This window comes from Streptosporangium sp. NPDC001681, from assembly GCF_040298085.1.
In the GTDB taxonomy this organism is placed as follows: Bacteria; Actinomycetota; Actinomycetes; order Streptosporangiales; family Streptosporangiaceae; genus Streptosporangium.
In genome coordinates this window covers 1-22912 of the sequence record NZ_JBEOZN010000117.1, presented here as the reverse complement: position 1 = coordinate 22912, position 22912 = coordinate 1, and the positions used below count along the sequence as shown (strand labels likewise).

21 protein-coding genes are annotated in these 22912 nt (G+C 70.3%); 12 read left to right on the top strand and 9 right to left on the bottom strand.

The window, feature by feature from the left end; all coding sequences use genetic code 11:
- Window positions 1–1112, bottom strand: a 1112-nt coding sequence (locus ABT130_RS36865; RefSeq protein ID WP_350963590.1) for a HAMP domain-containing protein, incomplete at its 3' end; no start/stop codon positions are given.
- Window positions 1113–1322: 210 nt separating this feature from the next.
- Between ABT130_RS36865 and ABT130_RS36860 the strand changes: the two genes are divergently transcribed.
- Window positions 1323–2771: a PP2C family protein-serine/threonine phosphatase gene (locus ABT130_RS36860; RefSeq protein ID WP_350963574.1), complete on the top strand. Its 1449-nt coding sequence runs from the start codon at window positions 1323–1325 to the stop codon at window positions 2769–2771.
- Window positions 2772–2845: 74 nt separating this feature from the next.
- On the opposite strand, the gene ABT130_RS36855 is transcribed toward ABT130_RS36860, so the two are convergent.
- Window positions 2846–4612: a S9 family peptidase gene (locus ABT130_RS36855; protein WP_350922955.1), complete on the bottom strand. Its 1767-nt coding sequence runs from the start codon at window positions 4610–4612 to the stop codon at window positions 2846–2848.
- Between the two features lie 176 nt (window positions 4613–4788).
- Window positions 4789–5619, bottom strand: a complete 831-nt coding sequence (locus ABT130_RS36850) for a putative RNA methyltransferase (RefSeq protein WP_350963571.1) — start codon at window positions 5617–5619, stop codon at window positions 4789–4791.
- 113 nt (window positions 5620–5732) lie between these two features.
- Here ABT130_RS36850 and ABT130_RS36845 point away from each other — a divergent pair, with 113 nt between their 5' ends.
- Window positions 5733–6479 (top strand): MBL fold metallo-hydrolase, encoded by a 747-nt coding sequence (locus tag ABT130_RS36845; protein ID WP_350963568.1) that lies wholly within the window; start codon window positions 5733–5735, stop codon window positions 6477–6479.
- Between the two features lie 16 nt (window positions 6480–6495).
- On the opposite strand, the gene ABT130_RS36840 is transcribed toward ABT130_RS36845, so the two are convergent.
- Together ABT130_RS36840 and ABT130_RS36835 are read right to left on the bottom strand one after the other, a co-directional pair.
- On the bottom strand, window positions 6496–7716 hold the full coding sequence (locus tag ABT130_RS36840) for an MFS transporter (protein WP_350963566.1): 1221 nt from the start codon (window positions 7714–7716) through the stop codon (window positions 6496–6498).
- Window positions 7717–7797: 81 nt separating this feature from the next.
- Window positions 7798–8370 carry a helix-turn-helix domain-containing protein gene (locus tag ABT130_RS36835; RefSeq protein ID WP_350963563.1) on the bottom strand — a complete coding sequence of 191 codons (573 nt, stop codon included), beginning with the start codon at window positions 8368–8370 and terminating at the stop codon, window positions 7798–7800.
- A 72-nt stretch (window positions 8371–8442) separates the two neighbouring features.
- Between ABT130_RS36835 and ABT130_RS36830 the strand changes: the two genes are divergently transcribed.
- Complete coding sequence (locus ABT130_RS36830; protein ID WP_350963560.1) at window positions 8443–9678, top strand: benzoate/H(+) symporter BenE family transporter; 1236 nt, start codon at window positions 8443–8445, stop codon at window positions 9676–9678.
- A 12-nt stretch (window positions 9679–9690) separates the two neighbouring features.
- On the opposite strand, the gene ABT130_RS36825 is transcribed toward ABT130_RS36830, so the two are convergent.
- Complete coding sequence (locus ABT130_RS36825; RefSeq protein WP_350963557.1) at window positions 9691–10185, bottom strand: hypothetical protein; 495 nt, start codon at window positions 10183–10185, stop codon at window positions 9691–9693.
- Between the two features lie 232 nt (window positions 10186–10417).
- Between ABT130_RS36825 and ABT130_RS36820 the strand changes: the two genes are divergently transcribed.
- The 3 genes from ABT130_RS36820 to ABT130_RS36810 all read left to right on the top strand — a co-directional run bounded on the left by ABT130_RS36820 (window position 10418) and on the right by ABT130_RS36810 (window position 12996).
- Window positions 10418–11386, top strand: a complete 969-nt coding sequence (locus ABT130_RS36820) for a magnesium transporter CorA family protein (RefSeq protein ID WP_350963554.1) — start codon at window positions 10418–10420, stop codon at window positions 11384–11386.
- 124 nt (window positions 11387–11510) lie between these two features.
- Window positions 11511–12179 (top strand): response regulator, encoded by a 669-nt coding sequence (locus ABT130_RS36815; protein WP_350922936.1) that lies wholly within the window; start codon window positions 11511–11513, stop codon window positions 12177–12179.
- A gap of 94 nt (window positions 12180–12273) precedes the next feature.
- Complete coding sequence (locus ABT130_RS36810) at window positions 12274–12996, top strand: HNH endonuclease family protein (RefSeq protein ID WP_350963551.1); 723 nt, start codon at window positions 12274–12276, stop codon at window positions 12994–12996.
- Window positions 12997–13287: 291 nt separating this feature from the next.
- On the opposite strand, the gene ABT130_RS36805 is transcribed toward ABT130_RS36810, so the two are convergent.
- A complete protein-coding gene (locus tag ABT130_RS36805) occupies window positions 13288–13881 on the bottom strand; it encodes a class I SAM-dependent methyltransferase (protein ID WP_350963548.1) in 594 nt (197 codons plus the stop codon).
- Between the two features lie 57 nt (window positions 13882–13938).
- Between ABT130_RS36805 and ABT130_RS36800 the strand changes: the two genes are divergently transcribed.
- The gene (locus tag ABT130_RS36800; RefSeq protein WP_350963545.1) at window positions 13939–14439 is read left to right on the top strand and encodes a MarR family winged helix-turn-helix transcriptional regulator; all 501 of its coding nucleotides are present in this window, start codon (window positions 13939–13941) and stop codon (window positions 14437–14439) included.
- 126 nt (window positions 14440–14565) lie between these two features.
- Here the strand turns inward: ABT130_RS36800 and ABT130_RS36795 are convergent, their stop codons facing one another.
- A complete protein-coding gene (locus tag ABT130_RS36795; protein WP_350922926.1) occupies window positions 14566–15561 on the bottom strand; it encodes a LacI family DNA-binding transcriptional regulator in 996 nt (331 codons plus the stop codon).
- Between the two features lie 426 nt (window positions 15562–15987).
- On the opposite strand from ABT130_RS36795, the gene ABT130_RS36790 reads away from it, so the two are divergent.
- Both ABT130_RS36790 and ABT130_RS36785 read left to right on the top strand, forming a co-directional pair.
- Window positions 15988–17706, top strand: coding sequence for a discoidin domain-containing protein (locus ABT130_RS36790; protein WP_350963543.1), 1719 nt, complete (start codon window positions 15988–15990; stop codon window positions 17704–17706).
- 60 nt (window positions 17707–17766) lie between these two features.
- On the top strand, window positions 17767–18687 hold the full coding sequence (locus ABT130_RS36785; RefSeq protein ID WP_350963541.1) for a DUF1996 domain-containing protein: 921 nt from the start codon (window positions 17767–17769) through the stop codon (window positions 18685–18687).
- A 127-nt stretch (window positions 18688–18814) separates the two neighbouring features.
- On the opposite strand, the gene ABT130_RS36780 is transcribed toward ABT130_RS36785, so the two are convergent.
- Window positions 18815–19645, bottom strand: coding sequence for a hypothetical protein (locus tag ABT130_RS36780; protein ID WP_350922919.1), 831 nt, complete (start codon window positions 19643–19645; stop codon window positions 18815–18817).
- 378 nt (window positions 19646–20023) lie between these two features.
- Between ABT130_RS36780 and ABT130_RS36775 the strand changes: the two genes are divergently transcribed.
- From ABT130_RS36775 to ABT130_RS36765, 3 genes are all read left to right on the top strand, one after another.
- Window positions 20024–20785 carry a 2,3-dihydro-2,3-dihydroxybenzoate dehydrogenase gene (locus ABT130_RS36775; protein ID WP_350963538.1) on the top strand — a complete coding sequence of 254 codons (762 nt, stop codon included), beginning with the start codon at window positions 20024–20026 and terminating at the stop codon, window positions 20783–20785.
- A gap of 120 nt (window positions 20786–20905) precedes the next feature.
- On the top strand, window positions 20906–22054 hold the full coding sequence (gene dhbC, locus ABT130_RS36770) for an isochorismate synthase DhbC (protein WP_350963535.1): 1149 nt from the start codon (window positions 20906–20908) through the stop codon (window positions 22052–22054).
- A 42-nt stretch (window positions 22055–22096) separates the two neighbouring features.
- Window positions 22097–22765, top strand: a complete 669-nt coding sequence (locus ABT130_RS36765; protein WP_350922910.1) for an isochorismatase family protein — start codon at window positions 22097–22099, stop codon at window positions 22763–22765.
- The last annotated feature ends 147 nt before the right edge of the window (window positions 22766–22912 follow it).

The window sequence follows — 22912 nt, the reverse complement described above, 5'->3', positions numbered from 1 at the left end:
ACGCCGGAGACGCCGCGGACCCGGGCCTGGCCGCCGAGCTGGCCCTCGGTGCCGACCTCGCGGGCGACGCGGGTGACCTCGTCGGCGAACATCGACAACTGGTCGACCATGGTGTTGAGGGTGTCCTTGAGCTGGAGGATCTCACCCTGGGCGTCGGCGGTGATCTTCTTGGACAGGTCGCCCTGGGCCACCGCCGTGGACACCGCGGCGATCGCGCGGACCTGGGTGGTCAGGTTGCCCGCCATCACGTTGACGTTGTCGGTGAGGTCCTTCCAGACGCCGGAGACGCCGCGCACCTGCGCCTGGCCGCCGAGCTGGCCCTCGGTGCCGACCTCGCGGGCGACGCGGGTGACCTCCTCGGCGAATGCCAGCAGCTGGTCGACCATGGTGTTGACCGTGTTCTTCAGCTCGAACATCTCGCCGACCGCGTCGACGGTGACCTTGCGGCTCAGGTCGCCCCGGGCGACTCCGGTGGTCACCGCCGCGATGTCGCGGACCTGCGCCGAGACGCGGCTGGACATGGTGTTGACGGCCTCAGTGAGGTCGCGCCAGCTTCCCGCCATACCGCGCACCTGCGCCTGGCCGCCGAGCTGGCCCTCGGTGCCGACCTCGCGGGCGACCCGCGTCACCTCGGAGGTGAACAGCGACAGCTGGTCGACCATGCCGTTGATCGCCTTGCCGAGGCGGCGCACCTCACCTCTGGCAGCGCGGTCAAGGTCGATCCGGCGGGACAGATCGCCCTTGGCCACCGCGTCGATCACGTCCGCCGCTCCGCTGACCGGGCCGACGAGCGCGTCGATCAGCGAGTTGACCGAATCGACGCTCTCGGCCCACGAGCCCACTCCGGGACCGGGGGTGAGACGCTCGGCGAAGCGGCCTTCCTTCACCACCTCACGGCGGACCCTGTGCAGCTCGTTGGCCAGATGCTCGCGGCGGTCGGCCACCTCGTTGAGCAGCAGCCGGATCTCGCTGAGGATTCCCGGCGGGGCATGTGGCACCCGGCGGCGGAAATCGCCGTCGCGCCAGGTGATGAGTGTCTGCAGGATCGGTCGTAGATCCGATTCGCTGTAACGTCGCTCCTCGACGTCGGGCACGGTGTTGACCGTGGTCATATGACCTCCTTGACTCCCGGGGGCGCAGCCGTGAGTCACCCCAGTCTGTCACGGTGCGCAATGTGTAGTCCCACCTTCGATTGACCCCATGTCAACGGGAAGTGTGGTAGTCACGGAATAGTGACTAGTGCTCCTCGCGCCGTCTTGGCAGCGACCTTCACCCCGGGACACACAGCTGTCCCCGCCGTCAGGCGGTTCACCGTGGAGGTGATGACCGCCTGGGCCGCCGTGTCCGTGCTGGCGGCCGCCGAGCGGCTGGCGGCCGAGCTTTCCTCGCAGGTGGGAGACGCCCCCTTCGAGGTCGTCTGGAACCACCTGGGCGACGGGCTGCAGATCGAGGTGCGCCAGCAATGGGCCCCCGAGCCGAGCCCCTGCGCCCCGTCCGTACCGGTGGAGGAGTGGGGTGTCACCTTCGCCGGTCAGCAGCGCACGCACTGGGCCAGGCTCCGGCTGCCCGGTTCCTCCGGGCGGCCGTCCTCGGAGTGGACCGCAGAGGAGCCCAGCCGCGGGCCGATCTGGATGGGTTTTCTCGCCGACGCCAGCGATCTGCTGGCGGGCACCCTCGATCCTGACATGGTGCCCGCGATCATCTCGCAGATCGTGGTGCCGAGGCTGGCCACCTGGTGTGCCGTCTACACGTGGAGCAACGGCGGTGGCCCGCAGCGCCCAGCCTACCTCTGGCACACCGATGAGCGGCGCATCGACGAGCTCCGGGAGGAACTCGCCACCACCCAGATCCCGCAGACCGGTGGTTCCATGCAGCTCGCCGACTCGCAGGTGCTGGTCATCCCGCTTCTCGCGCGCGGGCGCACGCTGGGCGCGATGTGCCTTGGACGTCCCGACCGGTTCACCGAGGACGTGCTCCAGTACGCCGAGGACATCGGCCGCCGCGCCGCCCTCGCCCTGGACAACGCCCTGCTGTACGCGACTCAGGCGGCGGCCAACCGGGCGCTCCAGCGCAGCCTGCTCCCTCCTGACGAGCCCGGCGAGATCCCCGGCCTCGACCCCGCGGTGGTCTACGAGCCGGCGGGGGAGACCAACGAGGTCGGCGGCGACTTCTACGACCTGTTCGCGGTCGGCGACAAATCCTGGCGGTTCGCGGTGGGCGACGTCTGCGGGACCGGCCCCGAGGCCGCCGCGGTCACCGGCCTGGCCCGCCACACCCTGCGCCTGCTCGCCCGGGAGGGGTACGGTGTGGCCGCCGTCCTCGACCGCCTCAACCAGGCCATCCTCGAGGAGGGCGACCGCGCCCGGTTCCTGACGCTGCTGCACGGGGAGATCACGCCCGGGCCGAGCGGTCTGAACGTGTCGATGGTCTCCGCCGGCCACCCGGAGGCGCTGCGGTTGCGACCCAGCGGCGTCGTGGAGACGGTGGTGACCTCCCAGTCGCTGCTCGGGGTCTTCCCCGAGGCGACCTTCAAGGCGGAGGTCGTCCACCTCGACCCCGGTGACGTGCTCCTCGCGGTGACCGACGGGGTCACCGAGCGCCGCAGGGACGGGCGGCTGCTCGATGACGACGCGGGTCTGGCCAAGCTGCTCGCCGAGTGCGTGGGCCTGTCGGCGCGGGCGGTCGCCGAGCGGATCCGCCGCGCCGTCCAGGACTTCGCCCCCGAGCCGAGCGCCGACGACATGGCGATCGTGGTCCTGCGAGCACGCTGACGGGGCCGGCCGCGTTCCACGGGCAGATCCTCTGCCCACCGTGGCTCCCTCCTGCGCCTCGCGCCGGGCAGGGGCTAGATGTCGGTCTTCACGTGTCTGCGGGCGAAGTCCAGCTGCGCCGACATCTGCGCGATGCGCTCGGAGACGACCAGTGAGCCGTGGCCCGCGTCGTAGCGGTAGACCTCGTGCTCGTGGCCGCGCCCGGCGAGCCTGGCCACGTACGCCTCGATCTGCCCGATCGGGCAGCGCGGATCGTTCTCTCCGGCGAGGATCAGCAGCGGTGCCTCGACCTGGTCGACGTAGGTGATCGGAGAGCTGCCCGCGTACCGCTCGGGCTGTTCCTCCGGTGAGCCGCCGAGCAGCGCGCGGTGGTAGGAGCGCAGCGCCTCCGCCTCCTCCGCGTAGGCGGCCGCGTGGTCGGCGATCGGCACCGTGGCGATGCCCGCCGCCCACATCTTGGGTTGGGTGCCCAGACCGAGCAGCGTGAGGTAGCCACCCCAGGAGGCGCCGGACAGCACCAGCCGGTCGGGGTCGCAGACGCCGCGGTCGACCAGGGCGTCCCTGACGGCGGTCACGTCGGCCAGCTCGATGTGCCCGACGTCGCCGCTGAGGGCGTTCCGCCAGTTCGAGCCGTACCCGGTGGAGCCCCGGTAGTTGACCCTTACGACCGCGAAGCCCAGGTCCACCCAGGCGGCCACCTGCGGCACGAAGGAGTCGTCGTCCTGCGAGGTGGGGCCGCCGTGCAGCAGGAAGACGGTGGGGAAGGGGCCGGAGCCACGCTCGGGGCGCGAGACCAGGGCGTGGATCCGGCCGCCGGGCCCCTCCACGTCCACGTCCTCGACCGGGACCGACGGTGGTGAGGTGGGGCCGCCGTGGCTCATCACCATGTGGCCGTTGGTCGACCGGATCAGCGGCGGGTGCGCTCCGCTGGACCAGGCGTACTCGACGGAGCCGTCGGGGCGGGGCGCGGCGGCGTCGATCACGCCGTGCTGGGTCTCGATCGGGAAGAAGCCGCCGCCGGGAAGGTCGTAGCGGCTCAGGTGGGTGCGGCCGCGGTGACCTCGCACGACGAGCAGCGAACGGCCGTCGCCGTACCAGTCGGCGGTGATCTCCCCCGGGTCGCGCAGCCAGATCTCCCGCTGGTCGCCGGTCTCGGGATCCCAGACGAGGGGTTCGCGGCGGCCCCTGCGCTCGTGCAGGGTGAGCAGCCTGCGATCTCCGGACAGCGGCGCGAAGCGCAGGCCGGAGACCGTCTTGCCGGGACCGTCGTACAGGTCGCCGACGACCTGACCGTGGCGCCGGAGCACGCGCAGCGCGGGGTGCCGGGCGTCGCCGTGCTCGCTGTGGCTGATCGCGATCAGCGAGCCGTCCAGGGAGACGGCGGCGACGGCGGCGGCCTCGGCGTGCTCGTAGATCGTCCGAGCGGGCTCACCCGGCCTGACGAGGTGGACGGTGAAGCCGCGGCCGGGCCTGGCCATGCCGATGACCGCCTCACCGGTCGCCGAGAGCCCGAGGCCGCAGGGGAAACCGGGGTCGAGGTCGATCGGCTCGTCGGGGCCGCCGTAGAAGGGCTGGCGCATCCACCGGCCCCACTCGTCGCCGTCGGTGTCGTCGAACCACCAGATCCACTGCCCGGTGGGGTCGAGCGCGCCGTGTGAGGTGCCCTTGGGACGTGAGGTCACCTGGCGGGTCGAGCCGCCCGCGCGGTCCCAGGTGTAGACCTCCCATGCCCCTGAGGCGTTACTGCGGTAGACGGACCGGCTGGGAGCCTGGACCGCCCACACAGGCAGCGTCGCGCGCGGCGCGCGGAACCTGGCCTGCCAGCGTTCCTCCGCCTTCATAGGGCGCTTCCCTCCGTCAAGGCGTCAGCTTCGCGCGTTCAGTCGCGGGCTCGCCGGATTGCGGTCCAGTATGTCGTCTTCAACGGGTAATTGCTTGAGTAATGTCCGGGAATTTCGGACTAAATGTCACATCAGTAACAGGCGTCCCGAAGGTGGCTGTCAAGCACACGGCTTGCTCAGGGGCGGCGCTTAAAGATAGACATACGGAAAGAAGCCTCCACGAGGCTCGTTTCACGAAGCCCTTGGACTTTTCTCCGCATAACTTCCGCGTCCATGTGCCAGGCGCTGGGCCCCATTCCCACGACCGCCCCGACCGCGTCGTGTCCCAGGGTCATCTCGAACTCATGGATGCTCCGGTCGGTCTCGACGAAGTGTTCGCTCAGGCTCTCCGCCATCCGTCGCTCCTTCGACTCGTCCACCGACAGAAGTCCCAGCCGCTCCACCAGTGGTACGAGGTGCCGCGAGGTGGGTGTGACCACGACAAGCTCACCGTCACCCCTGAGCACTCGGGCAAACTCTGCCCCGTTTCTTGGGGCAAACACATTCAGAAGCACATCTATCGTGCCATCTCTCAGCGGCAGTGGTCTCCAGACGTCGGCCACCACCGCCCCCAGCCGGGGGTGCGCCCGCGCGGCCCGCCTGATCGCGTGCTTGGAGACGTCCAGTGCCACTCCGACGGCCCCCGGCAGCTCGTCGAGCACCCGCGCCAGGTAGTGGCCCGTCCCGGCCCCGGCGTCCGCCACCGCCTTCGCGCCGGTAGGGCAGGCGCCGGCGATCGCTTCGGCAAGGGGGGCGTAGTGCCCGGCGCCGAGGAAGGTGTCCCTGGCCGCCACCATGGCCGCGCTGTCGGCCGTCCCGGGCACCCGCGACCCGGTCAGCAGGCTGACGTATCCCTGCCTGGCCACGTCGAAGCCGTGCCCCAGGGCGCATCCGAGGACCCGGTCGTGAAGGGTCAGAGCACCTCTGCAGACCGGGCAGGCGAGGTGTTCGACGACATCGTCCAGCATCGCTCCATCATCTCGCGTTCCGCCGCAGCTGAATTGTCATGAAATGTCCCTACGATGCGAGCAGTGTCTCCCCATGGCGAGGGCGGGAACCACTTGATCGAACAGGAGAGCGAATGCTTCACCAGCCGATAACGGTCGCCGGGGTCGAGGTGTTCCCGCTGTGTGACGCGGTGGGGCCGATGGGCGACTCGATCCGGCGCCCGATGCGGGAGATGTTCCCCGGTGGCTGCCACGGCGAGCCGGACGAGTGGATCCTGCACTTCCACTGCTACCTGCTGCGCGACGCGGCGGGCCGTACGGTGCTCGTCGACACGGGCATCGGCCCCGGCGACTCGCCCGCGTCGAGCTGGGCGCCGGTGCCCGGCGCGCTGGGCACGGAGCTGGCCCGGGTGGGGACGGCCCCCGAGGAGGTGGCGGCCGTGGTCATCACGCACCTGCACAGCGACCACGCGAGCGGGGCGGTGGTCGCGGGGGCGCCGGCCTTCCCCAACGCCCGGTACGTCCTGCAGCGCGCGGAGATCGACGCGGCGGCCGAGACGGTCCTGGACCACGTCGTCCGGCCGCTGGGCGAGCGGGTGCAGGTCGTGGACGGCGGTGCGGAGGTGCTGCCGGGCATCCGGGTGCTGCTCGCGCCGGGGCACACCCCCGGCCATCAGATCGTCCAGGTCGGCGATCTGCTGCTGACCGGCGACGTGGTGCTGCATCCGGTGCAACTGGAGAACCCGCGGGTGACCTACCTCTACGACGACGATCCCGAGCTGGCCGCGGCCACGCGGGTGGAGCTGCTCGACCGGGTCAGGGCGGAGCGGGGAACGATCGGCACCGCCCACTTCGCCGAGCCCTTCACCCGGATCGTCTGACGGGAGACAGCCGGCCCTACGTGCTCGCCTGGGCGGCGGAGAGCAGGCGGCGCGCCTTGCCCCGGTAGCGGATGACCTGGACGACACCCAGGGCCCAGATCGGGTACTGCGTGGCGAACGCCCATCGGAAGGCCTCCGGGCCGCTCCCGCCCACCAGGTCGAGGGTGACGCCGATCAGCACGATCACCGACACGGACGCGACGAAGCCGCCGCCGTTCACGATGCCGGTGGCCACGCCGATCCGGGTGGCCGGGTTGAAGGTCCTGGCGTAGTCGAAGCCGATCAACGACCCGGGGCCGTTGGCCGCCAGCACCACCACGAGCGTCACCAGCAGCCAGAGCGGTGCCCGCCCCGGCCAGAGCAGTACGGCGGTCCACGCCCCGGCGGTGGTGCCGATCACGACGAGCACCATCCGGGAGCGGTGAAAAGGGAACCGCCCGGCGAGGTAGCCGAGCAGCGGCCCGCACACCATGCCGCACAGGGTCAGTGTGGACAGCAGCACACCCGCCGTCGAGGGGGACAGCCCCTGGCCCTGGACCAGGAAGGGATATCCCCACAGCACCAGGAAGGCCGCGGCCGAGCACTGGGTGGCCGCGTGGGTCCACATGCCCAGCCGGGTGCCGGGCTCGGCCCAGGCGGCCTTCAGGCTCGGCGACTCCCCCGTACGCTCGGGGCGGGCGTCGCGCACCACCATGACCAGCAGGAACGCGGAGACCACGCCCAGAAGGGCGGCGCCCACGAAGGTCGGCGTCCAGCCGTAGGTGTGCAGGGAGTGGATGAGGGGCACCGCGGAGGCGATCGCGCCGAGCTGGCCGATCAGGCCGGTGAGCTGGACCATCAGCGGGTTGCGACGGGCCGGGAAGGAGAGGCCGACCAGCCTGATCACGCTGATGAACGTCATCGCGTCCCCGCACCCGATCAACGTCCGCCCGGCGACCCCCGGCAGCAGGCCTTCGGCCAGGGCGAAGACGAGTTCGCCGCAGGCCATCACCATGGCCCCCAGGACCAGCATGCGCTTGGAACCGAGCCGGTCGACCAGCATCCCGACGGGCACCTGCATGCCCGCGTAGACCAGGAGCTGGCACATGGCCAGGACCGAGAGCCCCGCCGCGCCGACGTCGAGCCTCGCCGCCGCCTCGATGCCCGCCACGCCCAGTGACTGCCGGTGGAATACGGCTATGACGTAGGCCAGTACACCCGTGGCCCAGATGAGAATCGCTGTGGACCGTGGTGTCATACGGCAAATATTAGTTTTTGGAAATTTTACGAATTCGAGTGGGTCACCGAGCGCCGGCGGAGGCCGCGCGGGCCGCCGGGATCAGCGGCGCGGGTAGCGGATGAGCAGACTGGCGTGGACGTCCTGGTCGCCGAGAGCGGCGTAGGTGTGCGGAACGTCCGACCGCCAGGAGATGTGCTCGCCGGGACCGGCCCGCAGGGGGGCACCGGCCGGTCCCGCGCTGAGCGTGCCGGCGAAGACGGTCAGGTACTCGGTGACGCCCCTGTGGTGGGCGGGCGAGATCTGTGGCGCCCCCGCGCGGATCACCAGCCGGTAGAGCTCGTACGTGACTGCCTCGTCCTCGAAGACCTGGAGCAGCGTCCCCTCCGTGGCGGTGCCATGCATGACGGGGACCGTGGGGCCCGAGTCCTCCGACGGCGGGGTGCCGAAGGCCATGGCCAGGGGGACGCCGAGCTCGGCGGTGATCGCCCAGAGGGTTTCCAGCGTGGGGTTGCGGGTGCCGTTCTCCAGGCCGGAGAGCGTGGCCTTGCCGACGCCGGCGCCGCGGGCGAGGGCGGACAGGGAGATGCCGCGCTCTTCACGCAGCCGGCGGATCCGCCGCCCGATGTCGGCCATGTCGCCGTCCACAGCGGGGCGTTGTGCTTCGGAGTCCATGGGGCTATCGTGCAGCACCGAACCCGTTCCGTTTACGGAACGATAGGCACCCCCTCGTGTGAGGACCGACAGATGACACGCCTGCTTCAACCCGTGCTGGCCGGAGTGGTGACCGCGGTGGTCGGCTTCGCCAGCTCCTTCGCCGTGGTCCTGGCCGGGCTCAGGGCCGTGGGCGCGGACCAGCGACAGGCGGCGTCAGGGCTGCTCGCGCTCTGCGTGGCCAACGGCGTGGTGGCCATCTGGCTGGGAGTGCGGCAGCGGCTCCCGATCACCATCGCCTGGTCTACGCCGGGAGCGGCGCTACTGGTCTCGACCGGAGCCGTGGAGGGTGGTTTTCCCGTCGCGGTCGGCGCGTTCGCGGTCTCGGGGCTTCTCCTCACCGCGGTCGGGCTCTTCCCCGTCCTGGGCCGCTGGATCGCGTCCATCCCCACCCCGATCGCCGGTGCCATGCTCGCCGGGGTCCTGCTCGACCTGTGCGTCGCGCCGGTCAGGGCGCTCGCCGAGGTACCGCTGATGGCCGGCCCCGCCGTTCTCGCCTGGGCGCTGCTGAGCAGGTTCGCCCGAGGGTGGGCGACCCCGGTGGCCCTCCTCGTCGCCGTCGCGGCGATCGCCCTGACCGGGCCGGGGCTGGGAGCGGTGGACGTGCGGCCGGTGGTGGAGGTGACCGTCCCGTCCTGGAGCGCCCAGGCACTGGTCAGCGTCGCGCTCCCGCTCTTCCTGGTCACCATGGCCTCGCAGAACGTGCCGGGCATGGCGGTCCTCGCCGGGTACGGCTACCGTCCCCCGCTGCGGGGGATCCTCGTCTCCACCGGTCTGGCGAGCACGCTGGGCGCTCCGCTGGGCGGCCACGCGGTGAACCTGGCGGCGATCAGCGCCGCCCTGGCCGCCGGGCCCGACGCCGACCCCGACCCGGCCCGCCGGTGGATCGCCTCGGTCAGCGCGGGCGCCTCGATGATCGTTCTCGGCATCGGCTCGGGTCTGGCCACGGCGCTCGTCCTGCTCTCCCCGTCGTCGCTCATCGAGGCGGTCGCCGGTCTCGCCCTGCTCGGCGCGTTCGCCTCGGCCGTCGCCTCCGCGGTCGCCGACCCCGAGGGCAGGGAGGCCGCCGTCGTCACCTTCGTGGTCACCGCCTCGGGGCTGACGCTCCTGGGGGTCGGCGCCGCCTTCTGGGGACTCGTGGCCGGCGGGCTCATGACGCTGCTGCACCGCCGCCGGAGATCCCCTCAGGCTCCTCCGAACACGGCCATGGCGAACGATGGCGGCCCGGTTACGTCTCAGCCGGGGCGGCCCGCGGGCAGCCCCGGCTGAGGGGAGACGTGACTAGTGGTGGTCCGAGCGCCCGTGGCGACCGGCCACGAGCTGGTCGGTGGAGGGCTGGCGGGGCACCTCGACCCGGGGGTGGGGCGCGGTGTCCTCGGCGCGGTCGTCGACGCCGTCACGGTCACGGTCGACCACGAGAGCCGCGGAAGCCGTGGAAGCCGTGGGAGTGGCGGGGGTCGCTTCGAGCTTGCGCTCCAGTTCCCGCTTCTCCTCCTCCAGGCGGATGACCCGGTCACGAGCCTCCGCGCGCGAGGTACGGAGCCTGCGCCGGTGCGCGGACGAGCGCCGCATTCCGGCGAACATGATTCCCAGGCCGAGCAGGAGAACCGCTCCGGTGGCCACACCCGCGAAGAAGAGCTCCAGCTGGGTGAGCTGGATCACGCGGTCGAACATGGTGAACGTCGCGGTGGTGGTCGATGCTGCGGTCTCGTCCCAGGAGACCGCGATCACGGTCGCACCCGCGAGTACGATCAAGAGAAGTCCCAGCACTATCATGTGACCTCACCTCAGGCTTCGGCTGTTGTGGTAGGCACTGCTGCCCCGGGCGGGCGGGATTATTCATGCGAATCCCCGTGGCCGCCGGGGAATGTGGCGGACCGGCCGCCGGGAGGCGGGCGCGGCTCTCCGGCACCGGGCGTCCGGTCCCCCGGGGCCGAGGCATGAGGTCTGAAGATGTGGATCTGACGGGGATTCCAGGTCTGCCGGCGCGGGTCTAGGGTGGGCGCCCATGGACCGTACCCGCCTGTACCGCAACGGGGTTCTGGAAGCCGAGGGGTTTCCCATCGACGACGTCTCCGAGCACGTGGGGGACACATCGGCCGTCGTCTGGTTCGACCTCTGCTCGCCCACCCAGGCGGACCTGGCGAAGATCAGCGAGGAGCTGGGTCTCCACCCCCTGGCCGTCGAGGACGCGATCCACAGCCAGCAGCGCCCCAAACTCGACACCTACGACAGTCACCTGTTCATCACCGTCTACGCGACGAAGCTCGCGGAGAAGGGGCTCGGCTTCATCGAGATCTCGATCTTCATGACCAGGAACGCCCTGGTCACCGTGAGGGAGAGCCCCGAGTTCGACATCGACGAGGTGATCAGGCGCTGGGACGCCAACGCCGACATGGCCAAGTTCGGGGCGCCGTATCTGCTGCACGCCCTGCTCGACTACATCGTGGACGGCTACTTCGAGATCCTCCAGGTGGTGGACGACCGGGTCGAGGAGCTGGAGGACGACCTCTTCCAGAACAGCTCCCGGGACATGCAGCACATCCAGCGCCGGACCTTCGACATGCACAAGAAGCTGGTGCGCTTCCGGCGGCTGGCGGTGCCGACGCGCGAGGTCGTGGGCAGTCTGCTGCGCAGGGGGGAGGACGTCATGGACCGTGGGCTGACCCCGTACTACCAGGACGTCTACGACCACACGCTGCGCACCGCGGAGTGGAGCGAGTCGCTGCGGGACCTGGTGAGCAACGTCCGCGAGGCCCATATGAACCAGCAGGGATTCCGGCTCAACGACATCATGAAGAAGATCACAAGCTGGGCGGCCATCATCGCGGTGCCCACGATGATCACCGGCTTCTACGGGCAGAACGTGCCCTACCCCGGCTTCGGGCAGCCGATCGGGTTCTGGGTGTCCACGGCCCTGATCGTCGTGGGCACCATCCTGCTCTACCGGGCGTTCCAGAAGCGCAACTGGCTCTGATCCGGCCGGCCCCCGTGCCCACTCCGGGTATTTGGTCGGCCGTAACCTGGCCTCGGGGAGGGGGCCGGCTGCCGGAGACCGCACCATGCCCCTCCCAGGCTGTGCTCGCAACCGTGGAGGACCCGTGACGCGCATCCTCGTCGTCGATGACGAGCCCCAGCTCCTGCGGGCGCTGAGGATCAACCTGGTCGCCCGCCGGTACGAGGTGGCCGTGGCCGCCGACGGCGCCGCCGCCCTGCGCCAGGCCGCGGATTGGCACCCCGACCTGGTGGTGCTCGACCTCGGCCTGCCCGACATGGACGGGGTGGACGTCATCCAGGGGTTGCGCGGCTGGACCACCGTTCCGATCATCGTGCTGTCCGGCCGGGCCGAGGGCCATGACAAGGTGGAGGCCCTGGACGCGGGCGCGGACGACTACGTCACCAAGCCGTTCGGCGTCGACGAGTTGCTCGCCCGGATCCGCGCGGTGTCGCGCCGCACCTCGCTTCCCGAGGAGGAGCCGGCCCGGTTCGTGATCGGTGAGCACGAGGTGGACCTGGCGGGCAGGACCGTCTCCGGTGGCGTGCGACTGACCCCCACCGAGTGGCGCCTGCTGGAGATACTGGTCCGCAACCCCGGCAAGCTCATCACCCAGCGCCGCCTGCTGAACGACGTCTGGGGCTCCTCGTACCACAAGGAGACCAACTACCTGCGCCAGTACATGGCCCAGATGCGCAAGAAACTGGAGCGCGATCCCGCACACCCGGTCCATCTGCTCACCGAACCCGGCATGGGCTACCGCTTCCAGCCCTGACCGGTCAGGTCTCAACCCGCGGACACCCCGTGTCAACCAACCGATTCCCGGGAATCGGTCAAGAACGGGCCGGTAGACCCTTCTGGAGGCATGGGTGGGCACGCGGGGGGTGGTCGCCGTGGTGCTGGGCGCCGCGATGCTCTTCTCCCTGTCGACGCACGGCGACACGCGCGCGAGGGCCGCGCCGGCGAGGGTCGTGCCGCTGGACAACCCGGACGGCCTGCGCCCCGGGCTGGCGCCGGTCAGGTCGGCCGGAGACCGGGGTGCCGCGGTCAGGTTGATCAGCAGGCTCCGGGTCGGGCGGATGGGGTCGAAGGCCGGCTACAGCCGGGCCAGGTTCGGCGCGAACTGGGCCGACACCGCCAGTGGTGTGCCGTACGCGCGCAACGGCTGTCGTACCCGCGACGACCTGCTGGCCCGCGACGGGGAGGAGGTGCGCTACCGTCGCGGATCCGGCTGCGTGGTCGTCTCCATGAGGCTGCGTGATCCCTACACCGGCCGGATCGTGCACTGGAGCAAGAAGCGCTCCGATGAGATCCAGGTCGACCACGTGGTCCCGCTCTCCTACGAGTGGCGGATGGGAGCCTCCCGCTGGTCGCGGTCCAAGCGGATGCGCATCGCCAACGACCCGCTCAACCTCCTCCCGGTGTACGGCGGCGCCAACGAGGCCAAGGGCGGATCGGGGCCGGCCTCCTGGCTTCCCCCCAGGCGCGGGGTCCGCTGCGCCTACGTGGTCCGCTTCGCCCAGGTGGCCCTGAAGTACCACCTGCCGGTCACCCGCGCGGACAAGAAGGTCATGCTCGCCCAGTGCCGGTGACCTCCAGCGGACCGGTCAGAAGAGGTCCTCTATCCTTCGGAGCCGTTCCGCCACCGTCCTCCCAGTCGGTCGCCGGTCGCCTCCGGCGCCGATCCGGACCAGCAGGCGAAGGGACTCCCATGACCTCTCCGGCACTGACCGTCGACGAGCCGACCGCTCGGCGGGACCACGACGCGCCGGCCGCGCCATATCCGCCGAGCCCCGGGGCTCTCATCGCCCGGTCCCCGATCCGGGAGGGAGGCACGGGGCCTCGGGGGTCCAAAGAAGACGACTCGGAGACGGGGCAGGGCTTCAGGAGGTTTCGACCACGACCCGGCCGATGAACCTGATCGGCAGGCGGCTGGTGCGGACGGTCTCCAGGCGGACGGGATGTCCCGGGAACGCGGCACGGGCGGCGGCCTCGGCCCGGCGCAACGCGAACCGGAAGTCGTAGATCCAGATGCGGCCGCCGGGGCCGAGGACCCGGCGCAACTCGCGCAGTCCCGCGGCGGCGTCCGGCCAGTGGTGCTGGCTCATGCTGGAGACGATCAGGTCGAAGTCACCGTCGGGGTAGGGGAGGTCGGCGACGTCGCCCACGGCGAAGTCGACACGGCCGGCGAGCCCGGCCTCCGCCGCGTTCTGCCGGGCGCGGTCGATCATTTCTGCGGACAGGTCGAGGCCCTCGACCCGCAGTTCCGGCAAGGCACGGGCGATCGCGAGAGGGACCCGCCCGGGGCCGGTGCCCACGTCGAGCACCCTGGTTCCCCCTGCGGGCGCCGCCGACACGACGTCGGCCGTGACCTTGGTGTAGAGGGGACGGAATCCGCGGCTGATGAGCCGGTCGTAGAGGCCACCGTGATGGAAGAGACCGAACAGGCTCGCACGGGCACGATGGATGGCACGCATGACGCTCTCCTATAGTTGTAAAGCACAACTGTGCACTGTCGAGCATAGGATAGATAGTTGTACGATACAACTCATGGGGAGGCGTTCCCCGATGACGAGCTGCGTCGTCTGTTGAAGCTGCTTGTCAGGACGGGTGGACTGCTCGAACCGCATGACTACGGTGGCCTGCGCGTCTCCCTGTCGGAGGTGTTCGCCCTCGGTGAGCTCGCCGACTCCGGGACGCTCTCCCAGGGGGAACTGGCCACCCGTCTGAGCCTGGAGAAGAGCACGGTGAGCCGTCTGGCCGCGGGCATGGAACGGCGGGGGTGGTTGTCGCGTGAACGGGACCCGGCCAACCGCCGTTTCTACCGTCTCCGCCTCACCCCTGACGGATGGACCGCCGCCGAGCGGGTCGGCGCCGACCTGCGCACCACGCACGCCGCACTGTTCGAGGGGCTCACGGCCGACGAGCGCGCGGGCCTCACACTCGGGCTGACCGGCCTGGCCCGCGCCCTCCAGGGCGGGGACCACACCGGGCGCGGGCGGGTTCCGCCCCACCTCCCGGGCGACGTCTCCTGAGGACATTCCTGGGCGGCGGAGTGCGTCACCGCGCCCCGCGGCGGGAAGGTCCGAGGCGCCCACCACAGGGATGGGGCGCCGTTCACCCCGGACCGCGCCCGCGAGAACTCCTTCGATTCCCGGCGGCTAGCTGGACTCCCTGATCACGAGCCGGGTCGGGAGGATCACCGGGGCGGCGTCCTCGCCTCGTAGCAGGCCGAGCAGCAGGCGGGCGGAGGCGGTGGCCTGCTCCCCCATCGGGCTGCGCACCGTGGTGAGCGGGGGGTCGGTGTAGAGGGCCGCCTCGATGTCGTCGAACCCCACCACCGCCACGTCGTCGGGCACCCGCCGGCCCGCCCGGCGCAGCGCCCGCATGGCGCCGATCGCCATCAGGTCGTTGGCGGCGAACACCGCGTCCAGCGCGGGGTCGTCCTCCAGCAGTTGTGCCATGGCCTCGGCTCCGGAGATCCGGGTGAAGTCGCCGATGGCCACGATCGAGCGCCGTCCGGTCTCGCTCAGCACCTCGCGGTAGGCGCCCAGCCTGTCCTGGGCCGCGGACATGTCCAGCGGCCCGGAGATGGTGGCGATCCTGCGCCGCCCCCGTTCCAGCAGGTGCCGCACCGCCTGGGCGGCACCGCCGACGTTGTCGTTGTCGACCCAGGGCGCGGCCACCTGAAAGGCGGGCCTGCCGTGTGAGACGAGCGGGACGCCCGTCGTGGCGAGCGCCGCGGGCAACGGGTCGGCGCCGTGCATCGACATGAGCATGACCGCGTCCACGTGACGGGCGGCCACGAACTGCCTGGCCCGCAGGCGGGCGTCATCCGAGCCCACGAGCATGAGCACCACCTGCTTGCCCGCCGCCTCGAACTCGCGGCTGGCCGCGCGCACGACCGTGGAGAACATCGGGTCGTCGGAGACGAGCCCGGCCGGTGGGTCGGAGACGATCACCGCGATGGAGTCGGTGCGCCGGGTCACCAGGCTGCGCGCCGCCGGGTTGGGGACGTAGCCCAGCTCGTTCACCGCCCGCATGACCAGGTCGCGGATGTCCGAGGCGACGGTCGGCTCGCCGTTCACCACCCTGGAGACCGTTGATTTGGACACGCCGGCCCGGGTGGCGACAGCCTCCAGGGTGGGTCGTCTCATGTGCTTCTCCCCGCAGTCCGTACCGCTGACCGGCCGGTGGTGCCGGACCGTGCGGTGCCACCTTCAAGGAGCCTAATCGAGGATCATGAAGAGAGCGCTCCCTCACAAAGGGTGATCAGAGATGAGATTTCTGTCAGTGGCGAGAACGGAGTCGATTTTTCCTCCTCGGCGACCCGTGAAGGAATCCGAGAAAACGCTCCCTAAAAAAGATCTTCTTAACTCCAGGTCACAGCCGCTTACAACGGTGCAAAGCATTTTGCGGGAGCGCTCCCTGAAGTGTGCGGTTGATTACCGGATCATGTGCAGTCCGTTTCCTACTGGTTAAACGGGTACTTGACAGGCCCTGTCGGACGAGAGCACTCTCTGTTTGAGAGAGCGCTCCCCGACCCGTACCGGTACGCACCCCCCGCCCCCCGAGGAGACGCCATGCCCTCGCTTCGAAGTCCCGGCCGCCGTGTGGTCCTGATGATCGCCGCGGCCGTCACCCTCGTCACATCCTGTCTCGCCGTCGTGCCCGCCTCCGCCGCCGACACCCTGCTGTCCCAGGGCAAGACGGTGACCGCCTCGTCCGCGGAGAACGTGGCCTTCCCCGCGTCGGCGGCCGTCGACGGCGACGCGGGCACCCGCTGGTCCAGCGCGTTCGCCGATCCGCAGTGGATCCAGGTCGACCTCGGCGCCACCGCGACCATCACGCAGGTGTCGCTGAAGTGGGAGACCGCCTACGGCAGGGCCTTTGAGATCCAGACCTCGCCCAACGGCACCACCTGGACGCCGATCTACTCCACGACCACCGGCACCGGCGGCGACCAGACGCTGGCGGTCAACGGATCCGGCCGTTACGTGCGGATGTACGGCACCCAGCGCTCCACCCAGTACGGCTACTCGCTGTGGGAGTTCCAGGTCTACGGCACCATCGGTTCCACCGGCCCGGACCCCGACCCGGGCGCGCTCAAGCTGCTGTCCTACGGCAGGCCGGGTGCGGCCTCCAGCTCCCAGCACGACGGGAACTGCTGGGAGTGCACCCCGGCCAGGGCGTTCGACCGCGACCCGGCCTCCCGCTGGGCGACCAGTTCCACCACCGGCTGGGTCGACCCGGCCTGGATCTCCGTCGACCTCGGCGCGACCGCGCAGATCAAGAAGGTCGTGCTGCAGTGGGATCCGGCCTACGCCAAGGCGTTCGAGATCCAGGTCTCCGCGAACGGGACCACCTGGACGCCGATCTACTCCACGACCACCGGCACCGGCTTCAAGCAGACGCTGAACGTCGACGGGACCGGCCGTTACGTGCGGATGTACGGCACCCAGCGGGCCACTCCCTACGGCTACTCACTGTGGGAGTTCCAGGTCTGGGGCACCGGCGGCGCCCCCATCACCCCGCCGCCGCTCCCGCCCGACCCGGCCAACCCGCCAAGGCTGGTCTGGAGTGACGAGTTCACCGGCGCGGCGGGGACCAGGCCCGACGCGGCCAAGTGGACCCAGGACCCGGGAACCGGCCCGAACAACGAGCTGGAGTACTACAACCCCAACAACACCGCGATGGACGGCAACGGCAACCTCGTCATCACGGCCCGGCAGGAGGCCACCCCGGGGTCGGCGTGCCCGGGCGGGACCTGCCAGTACACCTCGGGCCGGATCAACACCGGCGGCAAGTTCACCTTCACCTACGGCCGGGTCGAGGCCCGGGTCAAGGTCCCGAAGGGCAACGGCCTGTGGCCGGCGTTCTGGATGATGGGCGCCGACTTCCTCACCGGCAGGCCGTGGCCGTACAACGGCGAGATCGACATCCTGGAAGTCCTCGGCAAGGACGTCAAGACCGCCTACTCGACGGTCCACGCACCCGCCTACAACGGCGGCGGCGGTGTCGGCAGCCCGTACACGCTGCCGACAGGCGCGGACTTCTCCGACGACTTCCACGTCTGGGCCGCCAACTGGGACAGCAAGGGCATCGTCTACACCCTGGACGGCCGGACGGTCTTCACCATCAGCAAGGACCAGGTCGAGGCGACCCGGGGCCCGTGGGTCTTCGACCACCCCTTCTACATCATCCTCAACCTCGCGGTCGGCGGCGACTGGCCAGGACCGCCGGACGCGAGCACGGGTTTCCCCAAGCAGATGCTCGTCGACTACGTACGCGTCTACCAGTAACTCCACCGCTCCCCGGTACGGCTCGGTGAGCCGTACCGGGACCTCCCAAAGGAGTCACCCATGCACCCGGCACTCTCCCGAGCCGGCCTCCGACGCCGGTTACGCCCACTGACCCTGACGACCACGCTGCTGGCGCTCCTGGGCACGTCCCTCGTCCTGCAGAGCACGCAGGCCGGCGCGACGTCACAGTCCAAGGCCGCCGGCTCGTCCGCGGCGGTCGTCCGGGTGGCGGAGTTCCTCGCCGACTGCCCGTTCAGCCACCGCCTGCCCGACGACCCGATCGTCTTCCCGGGACTTCCCGGCGCGTCGCACATGCACAGCTTCTTCGGCAGCACCTCCACCAACGCCCACACGACGCTGGCGTCCCTGCAGAGCTCTCCCAGCAACTGCAACCCGCGCGTCGACCTGTCGTCGTACTGGGTGCCGACGCTCTACAACGGCAACACCCCGGTGGAACCCACCGGCACCACGTTCTACTACCTGGGTGAGGGCGTCCGCGACGACATCATCGCGCGGACCCAGCCGCTGCCCCTGGGCCTGCGGATCGTCGCGGGCAACGCCAAGGCGACCGGGATCGACGACCCCAGCAGCAACGCGCGCTGGTCGTGCCTGCACGCCGGGCACGTGGGGTCCTCCAAGGACTTCGTCAACTGCCCGGCGGGCACCATGCTGGAGTCCTACCTGGACTTCCCGCAGTGCTGGAACGGCAGGGACCTGGACTCGGCCGACCACAAGAGCCACATGGCCTACCCGGTGGGCGGGGCCTGTCCCGCCTCGCACCCGGTGCCGGTGCCGAAGCTACGCCAGGTGCTGAGGTACCCGGTCAGCGGTGACCCGGCACAGCTGCGGCTGGCATCCGGGCGCGGATACACGATGCACGGTGACTTCTTCAACGCCTGGCCCCCGGCCGAGATGGAGCGCCGCCTGCGCGACTGCATCCGCCCGATCATCAAGTGCGGCGCGGACGGCACGCCGTCCTGACACTTGACAACCGTGTCAGGGCGGTGACCCGTCCTGACCTCGGTGGCGGGATCCGGAACACCGGGTCCTGCCACCGGCGGGCCGGGCGGGGCCGATCGGACCGGCGACGCGGGTGTCCCCATCGTGCCTACTGGCCCGTGGCCTCGGCCGTCTGCGTCTCCTCGGCGAGGGTGCCGCACTTGAAACCCGCCTCCCGCTCCGGATTGAGCCGGATGGATTCGAGGATGGTCTTGTCCATGGAGCGCCGGATGGTCTCCATCTTGTCGCAGTCGTAGAGGACGTACGCGCCGTTGCTCTCGCCGAGCAGCATCATCCACCGGCTGTCGTAGAGCGGCTTGTCGTTCTCGGCACTCCGGAGAACGGCCCACTGGTCCTGGAAGCCGACGAAAGGGAGAAGATCGTTGGCCTTTCCCGTCTCCCGCATCTCCATCGCCCCGCTGTACATCTGCAGGATCAGCAGGAACCCCAGGCCGAGGCCGGTGAGGGCGCCGACGAGCACCTTCATCCCGGCGCGGCCGACGGGCTTGCGGCGCAGCAGCCGGAACGGCACCAGGAAGGCCAGCACGCCCAGCACCACGGCCACGACGACCTTGGCAGCGAGGTCGATCTCGCCGAAGAGGTTGAGCAGGCCCCAGTAGGTCGCGCCGCACCACAGCGCGGCGATCACAGCGATCAGCCAGGGCCGCCGCCGTACGGCGTTCGCGAGCTTGCCGACTGTGCCGAAGGTCACCTTGTCGGCCAGCCAGATCACCCCGACGATGACGCCGAGCAGCGGCAGGACGACCAGCAGCAGCAGGATCAGGGTGCCCATCAGCCGGCCGAGCAGGACGGACTGGTCGATCCCCGCCTGCTCCGGGCTGATCTCGAACACCTCGTACATCGACTGCACGCCGAGGTAGAGCACGGCGTAGAGTGCGACGCCGATCGGGACGACGACCGAGCCGATGCGCTCGATCATCTCCAGGACACCACTGCCTTCCTCCTCTTCCGATGGATCTGCCGGAGGAGTGTCTTGCGAAATAGGGGGAATGTGCAAAGGTTGCTCAGAAATATCCTGGCTTGTCATGAAGAGTGATCATAAGCCGTAACGACTGACGTGACGTAGCTAGAAGACAAACGCGTCAGCCCCTCGGTCATCCATGCGAAAGCCCCAGGAATCGGCACCGCTCCGGCCCCCGCGCTCCTCATACATCGCCACGTCCGGCGGTCAGGAGTGTTCGTACCAACCTCTGTGATGTCCGCCTGATCTGTGAAAAGTAACTATAAGTTTTTGCTGCGCGACTTAAAGTAATGGCACTAGCCTGCCTACCGGCGAGAGGCTGACGGAGGTGGGGACATGCTGGCGGAAAGCGGAGTGGCCGTGGTCACCGGCGCGGCGCAGGGCATCGGCGAGGCGGTGGCGCGAGCCCTGACGGTGGCGGGCACGCGGGTCGCCGCGCTCGACGTGAACGCCGAGCGGATCGAGCAGGTCGCCGCCGGGCTCGGCACCGCGGTCGCCTACCCCTGCCAGGTCGCCGACAGCGCCGCCGTCGACGACGTCGTCGCGAGGGTCGAGGCCGACCTCGGCCCGATCGAACTGCTCGTCAACGTTGCCGGAGTGCTCTGCTCGGGATCGGCCGTCGCCATCAGCGACGACGACTGGGCCAGGACCTTCGCCGTCAACACCGGTGGGGTCTTCCACCTGTCCCGCGCGGTCGCCCGCCGGATGATCCCCCGTAGATCCGGGGCGATCGTCACTGTGGGGTCCAACGCCGCGGGCGTGCCGCGGATGAACATGTCGGCCTACGCGGCCTCCAAGGCGGCGGCCGCGCAGTTCACCAAGTGTCTCGGCCTGGAGTTGGCGCCGTACGGCATCCGCTGCAACGTGGTGTCGCCCGGTTCCACCGACACCCCCATGCAGCGTGCCCTGTGGACCGGCGGCCACGACGCGCGGGCGGCCATCGACGGATCGCCGTCCACCTTCCGGGTGGGCATCCCTCTCGGCCGCCTGGCCGACCCCGAGGACATCGCGAACGCGGTCCTCTTCCTGGCCTCCGACCGTGCCAGGCACATCACCATGCAGGACCTGTACGTCGACGGGGGCGCCACGCTCCGGTAGCGGAACGGTCCTCTCCCAGCGCCGGCCGCCCGCCGGCGCTGGTCCCTCCTATTCCTGGATCCCCTCCTGACAGGAGAGCTTTTCCCCATGTCGCCGAACGGCACCCTCACCATGTCCCGAATGCCGGACCTCCTGGAGGATTACGAACCCGGCACCTTCTTCTTCACCTCGCCGACCCGGACCCTGCTCGCCAGGGGGGTGTGCCAGGAGGTCCCCGATTCGGGGGCGACGAGCCTGCGAGACCGCGTCGCCTCCGCCCTGCGGGACGCCAGGAGCTCAGGTCACCCCAACCCCGTGGTGGTGGGCGCGATCCCCTTCCGCGACGACCGCCCGCCACGCCTGCTGGTGCCCGCCGCCGTCTGCTGGACGAGCCCACCGGCCGGCCTGCCCGCCGGTCCCGAGCAGGTCACGGGCACGTTCACCGGATTCGGCCCGGTCCCCGACCCCGGTGACTACCTGCGCGGAGTGGAGAAGGCACTGGTCAAGCTGACCGCGGGAGAGCTCAAGAAGATCGTGCTGGCCCGCGCCCTGGACGTCACCCTGGGTGCCCCCGTCGACGTCGGGCGGGTGCTGCGCAACCTCATCCGGCGCGACCCGCAGGCCTACGGTTACGCGGTCGACCTGCCGTCGAGCACCGCCACCGCCCGCACGCTGCTGGGGGCCAGCCCGGAACTGCTCGTCTCCCGGTCCGGCCGCCGGATCACCACGAACCCGCTGGCCGGGTCCGTACCCCGCCACCCGGACCCCGTCGTCGACGCGGAGCGGGCCCGCGCCCTGCTCGCCTCCGACAAGGATCTTCGCGAGCACGCGCTGGTGATCGAGAGCATTGTGGAGGTCCTGCGCCCGTACTGCCGGGAACTCTCGGTGCCCGACGGACCCTCGCCGCTGTCCACCGCCTCCATGTGGCATCTGTCGACCCGGATCACCGGCGTGCTCGACGACCCCGCGGTCACGTCGCTGGAGCTGGCCACCATGCTGCACCCCACCCCCGCCGTCTGCGGCACCCCCGCGAGCGCCGCGCGCCAGGCCATCGAGGAGATCGAACCGTTCGACCGCGGCCTGTACGCCGGCCTGGTCGGGTGGGGGGACTCGGCGGGCGACGGCGAGTGGGTTGTGACCATCCGCTGTGCCGAGGTCGCCGACCAGACCCTGAGGCTGTTCGCCGGTGCGGGAATCGTCGCCGGTTCGGTGCCGGAGACCGAGCTCGCCGAGACCACCGCCAAGTTCCAGACCATGCTCCACGCCGTCGGCCTGGGCCAGGACCGCTGACCCACCGTCCGGCCCACCGTCACAGGAAAGGAGACAGTACCCGTGGCCCTTCCCCAGATCGCCTCCTACCCGCTGCCGGGAGAAGGCGATCTTCCCGAGAACCAGGTGACCTGGCGCCCTGATCCGCGCCGCGCCGTCCTGCTGGTCCATGACATGCAGAACTACTTCCTCGCCCCCTTCGCCGCCGGTGCCCCACCGCTGACCGGGCTCATCGACAACATCGGCCTGCTGCGCGAGGCCTGCGCCGGGCTGGGGGTCCCGGTCGTCTACTCGATGCAGCCCAGCGGCCAGAACAGCCACCAGCGCGGCCTGCTCCAGGACTTCTGGGGCTCGGGCATCCCCGGTTCGCAGGAGAGTGAGATCGTCGCGAGCCTTCTCCCCGCGGCGTCCGACATCCTGCTCACCAAGTGGCGCTACAGCGCCTTCCGCATGACCGACCTACGCGCCCGGATGGACGCGATGGGCCGCGACCAGATCATCGTCTGCGGTGTCTACGCCCACATCGGCTGCCTCATGACCGCCTGCGACGCCTTCATGCAGGACCTGCAGCCGTTCCTCGTGGCCGATGCCGTCGCCGACTTCTCCGCGGAACACCACACCATGGCCCTCGCCTACGCCGCCCAGCGCTGCGCGGTCACGGCCGTCACCCGTGGCCTGCTGCGCGGGTGGGACCCCGCGGTGCCGCCCACCGAGCCGACCGGTGACGGGTAGCCGGCCACCGGAACCCGCTCCGCGAGGCCGGGCCACCCCCGAGGCGCGTCACGCCGTCGCCGGGGTGGTCTGTGGTGAGGCTGCCAGGTGTCCTGATCGATCCAGGGTGGCCACGGCGGCGGCGCTGCCGAGGCCGATCAGTGTCAG